Consider the following 12,641-nt stretch of genomic DNA (forward strand, 5'->3'; position numbering starts at 1 on the left):
GGTCGTCGTACGCCGACGGCCGGCCGTTGCAGGGCGTCGGCCAGTCCCGTCGAGAGCCGACCGACGTCCTCGCGCCGGGAGCGGACTCAGCCGGCGGCGACCTTCGCGGGCGCGGAGGCGGTACGCCGGCGCTGCCCGGCCTCACGCGCCGACGGCGCCAACTCGGGCCGCGGCGTGGGGATGAGCCACTGCGACGAGGGCGGCAGGATCTCGATCGGGCACGGCGGTCGGCGCAGGAGTTGGCGCCCGGTGCGGCCGAAGCTCTCCACGGGGTCGGCGCCGGGCGCCTTCTGGGTGAGGTGTCGGCTCAGGAGCAGGACGCCGGCGGAGGCGGCGGCCCGACGGAGGACGGCGCCGGGGCGGCCCACGAGCGCCCGGATCTCGATGGGGACGTCGGGATACTCCTCCAGCAGCGGCTCGGCGGCCTCCGCGACGATGCGGCGATCCTCCTCGAGCCACAGCTCGCGGTCGACGTCACGAGCGAGGTGGTCGCGGTCGAGCCCGGGCCGGTAGGAGGCGTGCAGCAGCACCACGGTCGCACGCCGGCGGCGCGCCTCGTCGAGGCCGGTCTCGATGAGCGCCAGCGAGCGACGCGCGTCCCGGATGCCGACGAGGACGGTCGGCTTCTCGGCGACCGCCCGCCAAGACACCGGGACGAGGACGACGGGGCACGGCGTATGGGGGACGACGCCGTCGGCCGCCCACGCGCTGGAGAGCTGCTCGACGTACGCCTTGTGCTCGTCGCCGATCACGAGCAGGTCCGCCTCGGCGGCGGCCGCGACGAGTGCGTCGGCGCGCGGGCCGGCCAGGAGCTCGGTGGAGACCCGCCCCTCGGCGACCAGCGAGCGGGCCAGGTCGTAGGCGTCGGTCAGGATCCGCCGGCCGGCGGCCTCGACCGCCGCGGCGCCCAGCACGTAGGCGGCCGGATTCGCGTCGACGCAGGCGGGCACGACGTGGACGAGGTGCAGCGCGGCGTCGCGCCGGGTCGCCTCCCGCGCCGCATAGCGGACCGCGACGTTGCTGCCGTCCGACCCGTTGACACCGACCACGATCCGTTCGCCGTACTGCATCATCCTTCTCCTCTGTCCCGAGCCGCTCTACGTCACTCTTGACGCCACTGTTGACCTGCCATCAGCTCCACCCTCTCCGGTCCCCCGTCCTGGGGTCAGGGCCGTCCGACACGGTGACCCGGGACTTTCGGCCGTGACCTCGCAGACGGCGGTCGTCGGCGCGGTTGCGGCGCCGATCACGCGGAGCCCGCACGCCGTCGTACGCCGCCGACCTCATGCTCCGCGCCCGCACGGGTACCGAACCTCGCCCCTGTCGGTGTCTGCCGACGAACCGACCGCATTGGCGAGAAGGAGATGCCCCTCCCTGTGACAGTCCTGGCCCCCCGCGAGCGTCCGAGGCGATGGTCCGTGGACGACGTCGTCGTGACTGAGCCGCCCGTCATCCGTCGCGCCATCGGCGCCGCGGCGATCGGCAACATCACCGAGTGGTACGACTTCGGCGTCTACGCCTACTTCGAGCCCACCATCAAGGACGTCTTCTTCCAGGGCCTCAACGACACCGCGGGCACGGTCGCGACCTTCGGCCTCTTCGCGGTGGCCTTCCTCGTCCGTCCCTTCGGGGGACTCTTCTTCGGTCCCCTGGCGGACCGGATCGGCCGCAACGTGGTGCTCGCGACCACGATGATCCTGATGGCGGTCGGGACGTTCGCGATCGGGTGCATCCCCGACAAGGGGTCGATCGGCTTCTGGGCACCGGTGCTGCTGCTCGTGGCCCGGCTCGTGCAGGGGTTCTCGACCGGCGGTGAGTACGGCAACGCGATGACGTTCATCGCGGAGTACGCCCCCGATCGGCGACGCGGCTTCCTCGGGAGCTGGCTCGAGTTCGGCACGTTCACCGGCTACCTCATGGGCGCGATCATCGTGACGGTCGTCGACGCCGGGCTCAGCGACGCACAGCTCCACTCGTGGGGTTGGCGGCTGCCGTTCTTCGTCGCCCTCCCGCTCGGCGTCGTCGGCGTCTACCTGCGCACCCGTCTCGCCGACACGCCGGCCTTCCAGGAGTTGGAGAAGGAGTCCGAGGAGCGCGAGAAGGCCAACAAGACCGGTGACGAGGCCAGGGTCCTCGCCCGACTGTGGCCGTTCCTGCTGGTGTGCATGGGGCTGGTGGTCGTCTGGAACGTCACCAACTACATGCTCACCTCCTACATGCCGACCTACGTCACCGAGACGGTCCCCGACGCCACCTCCGCCGGGGTCTCGTCGACCACCTCCCAGTGGCTGCAGATCGTCGTCATGGCGATCGCACTGCTGCTGATCCCCCTGCTCGGTCTGCTCTCGGACCGCGTCGGTCGGAAGCCGATCATGTGGACCGGCGCGATCGCGCTCATCGTGCTGGCCTTCCCGATGATCCTGCTGATCCGCGCCCAGAGCAGCGGCGCCGTCTTCCTCGGGCTGCTGCTCATGGGGCTCGCGCTGATCTGCTTCAGCGCGACCTGCCCCTCCACGCTGCCGTCGCTCTTCCCCACCGCCGTCCGGGGCGCCGGGCTGTCGGTCAGCTTCAACGTCGCGATCTCGCTCTTCGCCGGCACCACCTCGGTCGTCGTCGGCGCACTGGTGGGTGCCACCGGTGACCTGGACTGGCCGGCCTACTACCTCATCGCCGCAGGCGTCGTCGGCGTCGTCTCGCTCCTCTTCCTGCACGAGCCGAACGGCCGGCGGATGTGGGGCTCCGCGCCCGCCGCCGCGTCCGAGGAGGAGGCGCGGGAGCTGGTCGGCTCCGGCGCGTCCGACGCCGCCTGACCGCGGCGCGCGCGTCGACGCCCCGGGAACACCACGGGGCGTTGACGCGTTCCACATCGCAAGGTAGTTTTATTTTCAATCACTTTGACCGTGCGAGCAGCGCCCCGCACCTCATCCCGGAGGAGCGACCGATGACCACCATCGATCTCGACGCACTGACCAAGGACCGCGAGCAGATCAAGAAGGAGTTCCTCGCCCCCGCAGGCTCCCTTCCCGAGAGCAGCGCCCGCGGCATCCACCACACCGCCCTGATCTCGTCCGACGTGCGCCGCACCATCGAGTTCTTCCAGGGCATCCTCGAGTTCCCGCTGACCGAGATCTTCGAGAACCGCGACTACGCCGGCTCCAGCCACTTCTTCTTCGACGTCGGCCAGGGCAACCTGCTCGCCTACTTCGACCTCCCGGGCCTCGATCTGGGCGAGTACGCCGAGGTCCTCGGCGGACTGCACCATCTGGCCATCTCGGTGACCCACGAGAAGTGGGACTACCTGCGGGCCAAGCTCGACGACGCCGGGATCGACTACGAGGTCGAGTCGAAGACCTCGATCTACTTCCGCGGTCCCGACGGCGAGCGCCTCGAGCTCCTCGCCGACCCGCTGGGCGAGATGTACGGCACGAAGGTCCTCTGAGGCCGACGACCAGCAGCGGGTGCGCGGTGAGGGGGCCGCGCACCCGCTGTATCTCACAAGCGTGACGGCCGTCACGCTCGTGATACTTTGCGCCCATGGCACTCGACGACGGTGAACGGCCCCTCGAGGCAGGTGTGCGCACCGACCTGGCCTCGACGATGGACTACGCCGGCTACCTCCGGCTCGACACGCTGCTCTCCGCACAGCATCCGGTCACCGACCATCCCGACGAGCTGCTCTTCATCGTCCAGCACCAGACGACGGAGCTGTGGTTCACCCTCGTGCTCCACGAGCTGAGGGGCGTCCGGGCCGATCTCGAGGCCGACGACGTACGCCGGGCGCGCAAGCGCCTCGCCCGGGTCAAGCACATCTTCCGCACGCTCACTGAGCAGTGGTCCGTGCTCGCGACGCTGACGCCGACCGAGTACGCCGAGTTCCGTGGCTCCCTCGGCTCCGCCTCCGGCTTCCAGAGCCACCAGTACCGCGCGGTCGAGTTCATCCTCGGCAACAAGAACCGCCGCATGCTCGACGTCTTCGACGCCCGGCCCGACGCCCAGGGGCTGCTGCACGACCTGCTCGACAGCCCGACGGTCTACGACGCCTTCCTGCACCACCTCGCCCGGCGCGGCCACGACGTGCCCGGGGACGTCCTCGACCGCGACGTCTCCCGCGCCTGGGTCGAGACGCCGGCGCTCGTGCCGGTCTTCGAGCGGATCTACGCCGACACCGCCGCTCACTGGGAGGCGTACGCGACCTGCGAGGACCTGGTCGACCTGGAGGACGCGTTCCAGCTCTGGCGCTTCCGCCATCTGCGCACCGTCCAGCGCACCATCGGCTTCAAGACCGGCACGGGCGGCTCGTCCGGCGTCGACTTCCTCAAGCGCGCCCTCGACCTCACCTTCTTCCCCGAGCTCTACACCGTGAGGACCTCCATCGGCGGCTGAGCCGCTGCTCGCCTCCGCCAAGCGATGGGACCACGCATGACCGACCACCTCACCGACGACAACGCCGACATCCTCGCCGAGCTCCCCGCTCCCCTGGTCGACCGCGCCCGCGCTCTCGACGCGGCCGACCCGCTCGCGGACCATCGCCGCTCCTTCGTCGAGGTCGACGGGCTCGTCTCCTACCTCGACGGCAACTCCCTCGGCCGACCGCTGAAGGCCACCCGGGACCGTCTCGCCCGCTTCGTCGACGGGCCGTGGGGCAGCCGGCTGATCCGCGCCTGGGACGAGGAGTGGATGGACGCGCCGACACAGCTGGGCGACCTGCTCGGTCGGGTCGTGCTCGGCGCGGCGGCCGGTCAGACGGTCGTCGCAGACTCGACCACGGTGATGCTCTACAAACTCGCCCGGGCCGCGGTCGACGGCCGTCCGGGGCGCGACGAGATCGTCGCCGACACCGAGAACTTCCCCACCGACCGCTTCGTCCTCGAGGGCATCGCCGCCGAGCGGGGGCTGAGGATCCGGTGGATCACCCCCGACCCGGCCGGTGGCGTGACGCTCGACGAGGTCCGCGCCGAGCTCGGCGAGCGTACGGCGCTGGTGCTCCTCAGCCACGTCGCCTACAAGTCGGCGTACGTCGCCGACCTGCCGGCCATCACCGCGGCCGCCCACGACGCCGGGGCGCTCGTGCTCTGGGACCTGTGCCACTCCGCCGGCGCGGTCGAGCTGAGCCTGGACGCCGACGAGGTCGACCTCGCCGTCGGATGCACCTACAAGTACCTCAACGGCGGTCCCGGCGCGCCCGCGTTCGGGTACGTCGCCGCCCGGCTGCAGGACCGGTTGCGGCAGCCGATCCAGGGGTGGATGGGCCACGACGCGCCCTTCGCGATGGCCGACCACTACCAGCCGGCGAGCGGCATCCGACGGTTCATCAGCGGCACCCCGCCCATCGTCGGGATGCTGCCGATGCGCGACATGCTCGCCCTCATCGAGCAAGTCGGGATGCCGGCGATCCGCGCGAAGTCCGTCGCGCTCACCGACTTCGCGGTCGAGCTCGCCGACGAGGCGCTGGCGCCGTACGACGTCCGCGTCGTCTCCCCGCACGACCCCTCACGACGCGGCGGACACGTCACCCTCGACCATCCCGACTTCCGCCGGGTGACCGCCGCGCTGTGGGCCCGGGGCGTCGTCCCCGACTTCCGGCCGCCGCAGGGCCTGCGGCTCGGGCTCTCCCCGCTCAGCACCGGGTTCGTCGAGCTCACGGCCGGGCTGGGCCACGTGGCGCAACTGCTCCGCGAGAAGAGGAACCACGCGTGAGCGAGCGCCGGCGAGCGACCATGGGACGCCTCAGGCGGGCGCGTTCGTATTCTTCCTCTCTCCTCACGGAGGTGGCCGCATGACCACGACGGCGCCGGCGGTGGACGGGCCGGTCCTCGATGACCTCGACTCCCGCCCGGGCAGCACGACCTCGCTGCTGCGGACGGTCGTCGGCAGCACCCTGCGCGAACGTGGCGGCTGGATGCCGACGGCCGCGCTGGTGGCGCTGATGGAGGCCGTCGACGTCCCGCCGGCGCGGACGAGGACGGCGCTGTCCCGCGTCAAGGCGCGTGGCCTCCTGCTCGCGGAGAACCGCGGGGGCGTGGCCGGCTACGCGCTCTCCCCCGCCGCGCTGCCGATGCTGGAGCGCGGCGACCGGCGCATCCACCACCCGCGCACCATGCGGGAGGGCGACCCGTGGGGCCTGGTCTCGTTCTCGCTGCCCGAGCGCGAGCGCGACCTGCGGCACCAACTGCGCCGACGGTTGGGCTGGATGGGCTGCGGCACGGTCACCGGCGCCCTCTGGATCTGTCCGGCGACGCTGCTCGACGAGGTGGAGGCGATCGTCGCCGACCTGGGGCTCACCGAGCGCGTCACGCTCTTCGTCGCCGACGAGGTGCGCGGCGTCCGCGACCTCCGGGAGGCGGTCGGACGGTGGTGGGACCTCACCGCCATCGCGCGGCTCCACGCGGAGTTCCTCGCCCGCGCCGGTGCCACCGGTGCCGCCGGTGCCACCGGCGCCGACCGGTCCGGCCTCGGCCCGCGGGAGGCGTTCCATGCCTGGACGATCGTCCTCGACAGCTGGCGGCCGATCCCCTACCTCGACCCGGGTCTCCCACTCACCCTGCTCCCCGACGACTGGCCGGCCCGCCGCAGCATCCCGTTCTTCCTCGAGGCCCGCGACCGGGTGGCAGCCGCGGCCCTGGAGTTCGCCCGGTCCGTCTGACGCCTGACACCGCCTCGCCTACGGTGGAGACACCGATGGACCCACAGACCAGCACGCCGGAGACCGAGCCCAACCACGAGCCCGAGCCCACCCCCGAGGCGAGCGACGCCGCCCCGGAGAGGTCGCCTGCGCTCGGGCCTGCCCGCCCACGCCGCCGACCCCGGCTCCCACGGCTCCCCCGGCTCCACGGGCTCGCCCGACTCCGCCGCCTCCGGCTCGCCGGACGGGTCGCGGTCGGCGTACTCCTCGTGCTGGCGCCGTTCGCCGGCGCGCTCACCGCGATCGGCTACGCCCCGCCCGCGCGCGTCGAGATCGCGGGCCAGCACGTGTCGGTGAAGCCCGTCATCGGCCAGAACACCACCCAGCTCAGCGGCGCCATCGTGCGGCCCGAGCACGGGGAGATCCCGCTGCTGGGGAAGGATGTCGGCCTCGACCTCTCGGTCGACTGGAACCACCTGATCCCGCAGGACAAGTCCACCCGCCGCTACCTCACCCAACTCTGGGACGACCCCAAGCCGGAGATCGCCCGGATCCGGTCGACGGCGCAGCGCTACGTCATCGTGTGGGGTTCGGTCGGGTTCGCCGGGACACTCGCCCTCGAGGCCGGGACGCTGCTCGTCCTGCGCCAGCGACGGCGGAAGCTGGCCGCCTACCCGCCCGACGACGCCGCGCGGATCGCCGCCCACAACGCACGGCTGCGCCGGACGGCCGCCGCCGTCGCGCTCCTGGCGCTCGTCGGCCTCGACGTGGCCGCGGTCCGCACCTACACCTACGACGACCAGCGGACCGTCGTGGGGAGCCCGGTCTTCGCGGGGACCAGCCTCGCCGGCACCGAGGTCGACGGCCTGGTCGGCGAGGTGGTGCCGTTCCTCTCGATCCTGGAGCCCCGCAGCGACTTCTACGACCAGGCCTCGGACAACCTCGACCAGGCCCTCGCCGACGTCCCGGCGCTGAAGGCCGGGAAGGACCAGGTGCTCTTCATCGCGGGCGAGGACCTCGAGGACGTCAACGGGATGGCCCGCCTGATGGGCCGCGCGGCCGACGACACCGACGCCTCCTTCCTCGCCTACACCGGCGACCTGACCTTCGCCGGCAAGTCCGTGGAGACCTACCTGATCGACACGATCGACTACTACAGCGGTGGGGTGCCGGTGGAGTTCGCGCCGGGCCTGCACGACACCGACACGATCACGAGCGCGGCGCAGGCGCGGGGCTGGCGGGTTGCCGACGGCACGGCGCACGACGTCGACGGGGTGAGCATCCTGACCGCCGCCGACCCGCGGATCTCGACGGTCGGCGACTTCGGCAGCGGCACCGTCCTGCGCGACCCCGACGTCGACGTCCCCACGTTCCTCACCGACACCGGCGACGAGATCTGCCGCAGCCAACCCGACTTCGTCCTCCTCCACGACCACCTGCTCGGGAAGCAGCTCGCGGCGCTCGGCTGCGCCAAGGTCGCGGTCATCGACGGGCGCTCGTTCAGCTTCGTCGGCCCGACGAAGGTCCCGACCGACGCCGGGGGCACGGCCGTGGAGTACACCAACGGCAGCGGCGGCGGCCACACCACGACCTCACCCGATCCCGGCACCATCAAGCACCCGGCGACCTTCACCGCGTTCGTCTACGACACGAAGACCCACGCCACCCACTACAGCGTCATCACGGTCAAGCCGAACGCCGGCGTGACCGTCACGCCGCCGATCAGCCTGCACGTGCCGTACGCCGACTTCCAGCGCACCGGCGAGACCGAGCCGCCCACGGTGTCGACGCCCTGAACCTCAGTCGCGGAGGTACTGGTCGGCCCAGGCGCTGATGATCCTGGCCGCGCGCTGCGCCTGCCCGGGCGCGGTGAGGAGGTGGTCAGAGCCCTCCAGCGAGACGAAGCTGCGCGGGTGACGCGCCTCGTTGAAGATCTCGCTGGCGTTGTCGATGCTGACGGTGTTGTCCGTCGGCGAGTGCATCACGAGCAGCGGCAGGTGGAGCTCGCGGATGCGCGTGCGGAGGTGGGCGTTGCGGACGTCGTGGACGAAGTCGCGCTTGAGCGTCAACGCCCGGCCGCCGACGAGCCACTGCGCGTGACCGTCCTTGAGGACGCACTCCACGACGGCGTCGTACTGCTTCTCGACGTGCCGCGGGTCGACGGGCGCGCCGATCGTGGCGACCGCCCGGCTGATGCCGGCCTCGCGGGCGGCGGCGATCGCCGCCGCCCCACCCCAGGAGTGCCCGACGAGAAGCTCGACGGGCGTGCCGCGCGCGGCCATGAACTCGCTCGCCCGGATCGTGTCCTCCACCTTCACCGTGAAGGAGCCGTCGCCCCAGTCGCCCTCGGACTGACCGAGACCGAGGTTGTCGTAGCGCAGCATCCCGATGCCCTCGCGCGCGAGCTGCCTCGAGATCCGTGCGGCGGCCGGTGAGTCCTTGCCGAGGGTGAAGCCGTGGACGAAGAGCCCCCACCCGCGCACCTCGCCCTGCGGCAGGTCGATGAGTCCCGCCAGCTGCGGACCCACCGTGCTCGCAAACGTCACCTTCTCGGCCATGCCCACTCCCTGCCACACCCTCGGTCGCCGGCGCTGTCGTGCGCCGGTCGGCGCCCACTACTACCAGATGGGAGCCATCCGAGGCCCGTTCGCCCGCGGAGCATGGCCGATCACAGCACGCAGGGAGCGGGAGGTTCTCGGCGGGTCTCGCTCAGCCGACCCGCAGCACCTCGGCGGCCGACACCGTGCCGCGCTGCTCCTCGATCGCGTGCGCGAGGGCGACGACGTCACCGTCGTCGACCTCGACGCCGGCCTCGGGAAGCGCCGCGCGCAGCGCCTCCTCGACGGTCCCCTCGGTGGCGGCGTCCCAGTTGGCGCCGACCCGCTCGACCACGTGCTGGACGGCCTCGATCTGCTCAGCGGTGTAGTGCGTCATGCGGGCTCGGTACCCGTGCGGCCGGTGACTACGCGGGCGGCCGGGCCGGATCGGCTGGGCGGCGCTGGATACTGTCGTGCCGCAGGGAGAGCACGACCGGGCATGACAGGCAGAACGGGAGCAGCGATGGCCTACTTCGAACGGACCGGCGAGCGCACCTTCCGCGCGTCGCCGCACGTCGGCGGTGCGTGGGACCAGGCGACGCAGCACATCGCACCGGCGCTCGGCCTGCTCGCCCACGTCGTCGAGACCGACCGCGACGCGCGTCGCCGCGACGGTCTCGTCATCGGACGGCTGTCGTACGACATCCTCGGCACCCTCCCCGTCGAGGAGGTCGAGGTCACCGTGACCGTCCTGCGTCCGGGCCGGACGATCGAGCTCGTGCAGGCGACGATGGCCCACGCCGGCCGCGACGCGGTGATCCTGCGGGCCTGGTTGATGGAGCCGCGCGACACCGGCACGATCGCCGGCACGGCGTACGCTCCCATCGCGCCGCCCGAGGACATGAAGCCATGGGACCCGACGACGGTGTGGCAGGGCGGCTTCATCGCCTCCGCCGAGGTACGCCGCGACGCCCAGGCGCCCGGTCGCGGCTCCTTCTGGGTGCGCCCCGGGCATGACCTCGTCGCCGACGAGGAGGCCAGCAGGCTGGCGCGGGTGGCCGGGCTGGTGGACATCGCGAACGGCATGGTCGTGCGCGAGGACCCGACAGCCGTCGCCTTCCCCAACATCGACCTCACCGCGCACTTCTTCCGTCTCCCCCGGGGCGAGTGGACCGGCTTCGACACCACGGTCTCGTTCGGCGCCGACGGCCTCGGGCTGACCAGCAGCGTGCTGCACGACGTCGACGGACCGTTCGGCACGGTCGGGCAGATGCTCACCGTGCGCCCGTCCTGAGCGCCGCGAGCGCCGTGACGCCGTGACGCCGTGACGCCGTGACGCCGTGACGCCGTGACGCCAAACTGTCACCGTGTCACCTGGCGACGTCGGTGACAGGTCGTAGGTATCACCCACGGCGCAGGGTGTCACCGTGACAGTTTCGGACGCGCCTATTGTGGGCTGATCCGGAAGATTTCCGCGCGGCGCCGGATCATCTCGGCGCGGGCGAGGCGCGGCTTGTCGCTGCCGTCACGGATGACGCGGCCGTTGGCCTCGAACTCGCCGAGGAAGTCCAGCGCCCAGGCGACGTCGGCGGGCGACGGGCTCATCGACTCGTTGATGACGGCCGGCTGCTCGTGGTCGAGGCAGAGCTTGCCGGTCATGCCCATGGCGACCGCGTCGGCGGCCTGCTCGCGCAGCAGCGGATGGGAGCTGCCGACGGTGGGGCCGTCGATCGGCCCCGGCAGGCCGCCGATCCGGCTGGCGAGCACGAGTCGGGTTCGCGGGTAGGCCATGGCCAGCGGGTTGTTCTCCGCGCCGGTGTCGCGGCGATAGTCGCCGCTGCCGAAGGCGAGCCGGAACGCGCCGCGCGCCCGTGCGATCGTGGTGGCGTCCTCGATCCCGAGCGCCGACTCAAGCAGCGGGATCACCGGCGTACGACCGCCGAGCCGCTGGAACGTGTCGGTCACCTGCTCGGCAGCCTCCGTCTTCGCGAGGATGACGCCGCTGAGTCCCTCGAGGCCGGCGAGCGCCGCGAGGTCGTCGCTCCACTCGACCGTCGTCCAGTCGTTGATGCGCACCCAGGCGCGGCCACCGTCGCGGAGCCAGCCCACGACGTTGTGTCGGGCCTCGTCCTTGAGCGAGGAGTCGATCGCATCCTCGAGGTCGAGGATGATCTGGTCCGCCCGGCCCAGCTGGGCGGCGTCGAACTGGTCGACGAGCCGAGCGGACACGAGCTGCCAGGAGCGGGCGTTGCGGCCCTCGACCCGGCTGGACTCGCGGGTCGCGCGCCGCTCGGCGAGCACGGTGCCGGTGATGGCGTCGGTCATGCGTGGTTCTCCCTCTCGTTCCTACCGCCTCACGGTAGACCCGCGCTGACGCTCTCCCCGCATCGAGAGCGACGCGACGATCGCGAAGACCGACATCATGGTCGCCGCGGGCGCGAGCTAGCGCCTCGCCCGGGAAGCCCTCATCGGCTGGCGCCGTCAGGTCCCGCCGCCACGACGGTGAGGAGTACGACGGCGTCCTCGATCGCAGCCAGGTCGTGACGGGCGGGCGGGATGACGACGTGATCACCCGCGGCGCCCTCCCACGACTCCTCGCCGGCGCCGAGGCGCACCCGGCCGACCAGCACCTGCAGCGTCGCCTCGCCCGGGCTCTCGTGCTCACCGAGCGAGCGGCCGGCTGCCAGCGCCAGCACCGTCTGGCGCAGCGCATGGTCGTGCCCGCCGTGGATGGTGTGGGCGCTCCGGCCCGCCGCGGACGCACGGGCAGCGGCGATCTGCTCATCGGCCAGGGTGGTCAGGGACACGGTGTTCATGACGATGCTCCTCCAGCGCTCAGGTGGGCCACGCACAGGTCGGGCTCGACGAAGGCGTCGAGCCGGTCGACGCTCACGGGCGACTCCCAGGATTCCATCGCACCCTGCATCAGACCGAGGTGGATGGGACAGACGACGTCGGCGCGGGTCACGGCCAGCTCCAGGAAGGGGCAGTGCCGCAGCCCGATCTCCGCCGCGTCGTCACCGGAGCGCTCGGGCGCGAAGCCGAGCTCGTCCAGCATCCGCATGAGCTGCTCGACCGGACCGAGCGCGCCGCCGGCGTACGACGGACCCTCGGCGGTCTCCGCGGCGTGCCGGCTCCCCCACAGTCGTCCGGCGTCCGCAGCCTTCCGGCTCGCGTCGGGGTCGGCCGCGAGGCCGGTCGCGAGCACCTCGGCGAGGACGCGGTAGTGCCGGGGCCCGCCCCGGTCCATGCCAGGCACGGCGCGGAACAGTTGCGCCGGGCGCCCGGGACCGCTGCGCTCGGAGGGCGCGCGCTCGGCCTGGCCGTTGCGGACGAGGGTCTCGAGGTGGAACCGGGCGGTGTTGGGATGAACGCCCAGCCGCTCGGCGATCTCCGCGATCTCGAGCGGGCCGTCGGCGGCACGCAGCATCCGCAGGACCTCGCCCCGACGCCCGGCGTCCTGCCGGCTCCGCTCGGCCACC

The 12,641-nt window shown here is 72.2% G+C and carries 13 protein-coding genes; 7 read left to right on the plus strand and 6 right to left on the minus strand.

Annotated elements, in window-relative coordinates; genetic code table 11:
* Positions 1-86 precede the first annotated feature (86 nt).
* Positions 87-1,070, minus strand: a complete 984-nt coding sequence (locus tag AB3X52_RS13885) for a universal stress protein (protein ID WP_367994687.1) — start codon at positions 1,068-1,070, stop codon at positions 87-89.
* A 363-nt stretch (positions 1,071-1,433) separates the two neighbouring features.
* Here AB3X52_RS13885 and AB3X52_RS13890 point away from each other — a divergent pair, with 363 nt between their 5' ends.
* The 6 genes from AB3X52_RS13890 to AB3X52_RS13915 all read left to right on the plus strand — a co-directional run bounded on the left by AB3X52_RS13890 (position 1,434) and on the right by AB3X52_RS13915 (position 8,418).
* Positions 1,434-2,810, plus strand: coding sequence for an MFS transporter (locus tag AB3X52_RS13890; protein WP_367994688.1), 1,377 nt, complete (start codon positions 1,434-1,436; stop codon positions 2,808-2,810).
* Between the two features lie 131 nt (positions 2,811-2,941).
* The gene (locus AB3X52_RS13895) at positions 2,942-3,439 is read left to right on the plus strand and encodes a VOC family protein (protein ID WP_367994689.1); all 498 of its coding nucleotides are present in this window, start codon (positions 2,942-2,944) and stop codon (positions 3,437-3,439) included.
* A gap of 95 nt (positions 3,440-3,534) precedes the next feature.
* The gene (locus tag AB3X52_RS13900) at positions 3,535-4,383 is read left to right on the plus strand and encodes a tryptophan 2,3-dioxygenase (protein ID WP_367994690.1); all 849 of its coding nucleotides are present in this window, start codon (positions 3,535-3,537) and stop codon (positions 4,381-4,383) included.
* A 36-nt stretch (positions 4,384-4,419) separates the two neighbouring features.
* Entirely contained in the window at positions 4,420-5,697 is a 1,278-nt protein-coding gene (locus tag AB3X52_RS13905; protein WP_367994691.1) for a kynureninase, read from the plus strand.
* A 79-nt stretch (positions 5,698-5,776) separates the two neighbouring features.
* Positions 5,777-6,643 carry a PaaX family transcriptional regulator gene (locus AB3X52_RS13910; RefSeq protein ID WP_367994692.1) on the plus strand — a complete coding sequence of 289 codons (867 nt, stop codon included), beginning with the start codon at positions 5,777-5,779 and terminating at the stop codon, positions 6,641-6,643.
* 35 nt (positions 6,644-6,678) lie between these two features.
* The gene (locus tag AB3X52_RS13915) at positions 6,679-8,418 is read left to right on the plus strand and encodes a hypothetical protein (protein WP_367994693.1); all 1,740 of its coding nucleotides are present in this window, start codon (positions 6,679-6,681) and stop codon (positions 8,416-8,418) included.
* A gap of 3 nt (positions 8,419-8,421) precedes the next feature.
* Here AB3X52_RS13915 and AB3X52_RS13920 read toward each other — a convergent pair whose 3' ends face one another.
* Together AB3X52_RS13920 and AB3X52_RS13925 are read right to left on the minus strand one after the other, a co-directional pair.
* Positions 8,422-9,180 carry an alpha/beta hydrolase family protein gene (locus AB3X52_RS13920; protein ID WP_367994694.1) on the minus strand — a complete coding sequence of 253 codons (759 nt, stop codon included), beginning with the start codon at positions 9,178-9,180 and terminating at the stop codon, positions 8,422-8,424.
* 151 nt (positions 9,181-9,331) lie between these two features.
* The gene (locus AB3X52_RS13925) at positions 9,332-9,556 is read right to left on the minus strand and encodes a hypothetical protein (protein ID WP_367994695.1); all 225 of its coding nucleotides are present in this window, start codon (positions 9,554-9,556) and stop codon (positions 9,332-9,334) included.
* Between the two features lie 102 nt (positions 9,557-9,658).
* Between AB3X52_RS13925 and AB3X52_RS13930 the strand changes: the two genes are divergently transcribed.
* Positions 9,659-10,453: a thioesterase family protein gene (locus AB3X52_RS13930; RefSeq protein ID WP_367994696.1), complete on the plus strand. Its 795-nt coding sequence runs from the start codon at positions 9,659-9,661 to the stop codon at positions 10,451-10,453.
* A 152-nt stretch (positions 10,454-10,605) separates the two neighbouring features.
* Here AB3X52_RS13930 and AB3X52_RS13935 read toward each other — a convergent pair whose 3' ends face one another.
* The 3 genes from AB3X52_RS13935 to AB3X52_RS13945 form a co-directional block, all read right to left on the minus strand.
* Positions 10,606-11,484: an HpcH/HpaI aldolase/citrate lyase family protein gene (locus AB3X52_RS13935; protein WP_367994697.1), complete on the minus strand. Its 879-nt coding sequence runs from the start codon at positions 11,482-11,484 to the stop codon at positions 10,606-10,608.
* A 140-nt stretch (positions 11,485-11,624) separates the two neighbouring features.
* Entirely contained in the window at positions 11,625-11,975 is a 351-nt protein-coding gene (locus tag AB3X52_RS13940) for a cupin domain-containing protein (protein ID WP_367994698.1), read from the minus strand.
* Positions 11,972-12,640, minus strand: a complete 669-nt coding sequence (locus AB3X52_RS13945) for a helix-turn-helix transcriptional regulator (protein WP_367994699.1) — start codon at positions 12,638-12,640, stop codon at positions 11,972-11,974. Before AB3X52_RS13945 ends, AB3X52_RS13940 begins: the two co-directional genes overlap by 4 nt.
* Position 12,641: the final 1 nt, after the last annotated feature.

This window comes from Nocardioides eburneus, from assembly GCF_040838215.1.
GTDB lineage: Bacteria > Actinomycetota > Actinomycetes > Propionibacteriales > Nocardioidaceae > Nocardioides > Nocardioides eburneus.

Excerpts from the sequence above, each read along its gene's own strand:
- AB3X52_RS13885 (WP_367994687.1), bottom strand. The coding sequence starts at position 1,070 with ATGCAGTACGGCGAACGGATCGTGGTCGGTGTCAACGGGTCGGACGGC.
- AB3X52_RS13895 (WP_367994689.1), top strand. The coding sequence starts at position 2,942 with ATGACCACCATCGATCTCGACGCACTGACCAAGGACCGCGAGCAGATC.
- AB3X52_RS13935 (WP_367994697.1), bottom strand. The coding sequence starts at position 11,484 with ATGACCGACGCCATCACCGGCACCGTGCTCGCCGAGCGGCGCGCGACC.
- AB3X52_RS13925 (WP_367994695.1), bottom strand. The coding sequence starts at position 9,556 with ATGACGCACTACACCGCTGAGCAGATCGAGGCCGTCCAGCACGTGGTC.
- AB3X52_RS13920 (WP_367994694.1), bottom strand. The coding sequence starts at position 9,180 with ATGGCCGAGAAGGTGACGTTTGCGAGCACGGTGGGTCCGCAGCTGGCG.
- AB3X52_RS13900 (WP_367994690.1), top strand. The coding sequence starts at position 3,535 with ATGGCACTCGACGACGGTGAACGGCCCCTCGAGGCAGGTGTGCGCACC.
- AB3X52_RS13940 (WP_367994698.1), bottom strand. The coding sequence starts at position 11,975 with ATGAACACCGTGTCCCTGACCACCCTGGCCGATGAGCAGATCGCCGCT.
- AB3X52_RS13915 (WP_367994693.1), top strand. The coding sequence starts at position 6,679 with ATGGACCCACAGACCAGCACGCCGGAGACCGAGCCCAACCACGAGCCC.
- AB3X52_RS13905 (WP_367994691.1), top strand. The coding sequence starts at position 4,420 with ATGACCGACCACCTCACCGACGACAACGCCGACATCCTCGCCGAGCTC.
- AB3X52_RS13930 (WP_367994696.1), top strand. The coding sequence starts at position 9,659 with ATGACAGGCAGAACGGGAGCAGCGATGGCCTACTTCGAACGGACCGGC.
- AB3X52_RS13910 (WP_367994692.1), top strand. The coding sequence starts at position 5,777 with ATGACCACGACGGCGCCGGCGGTGGACGGGCCGGTCCTCGATGACCTC.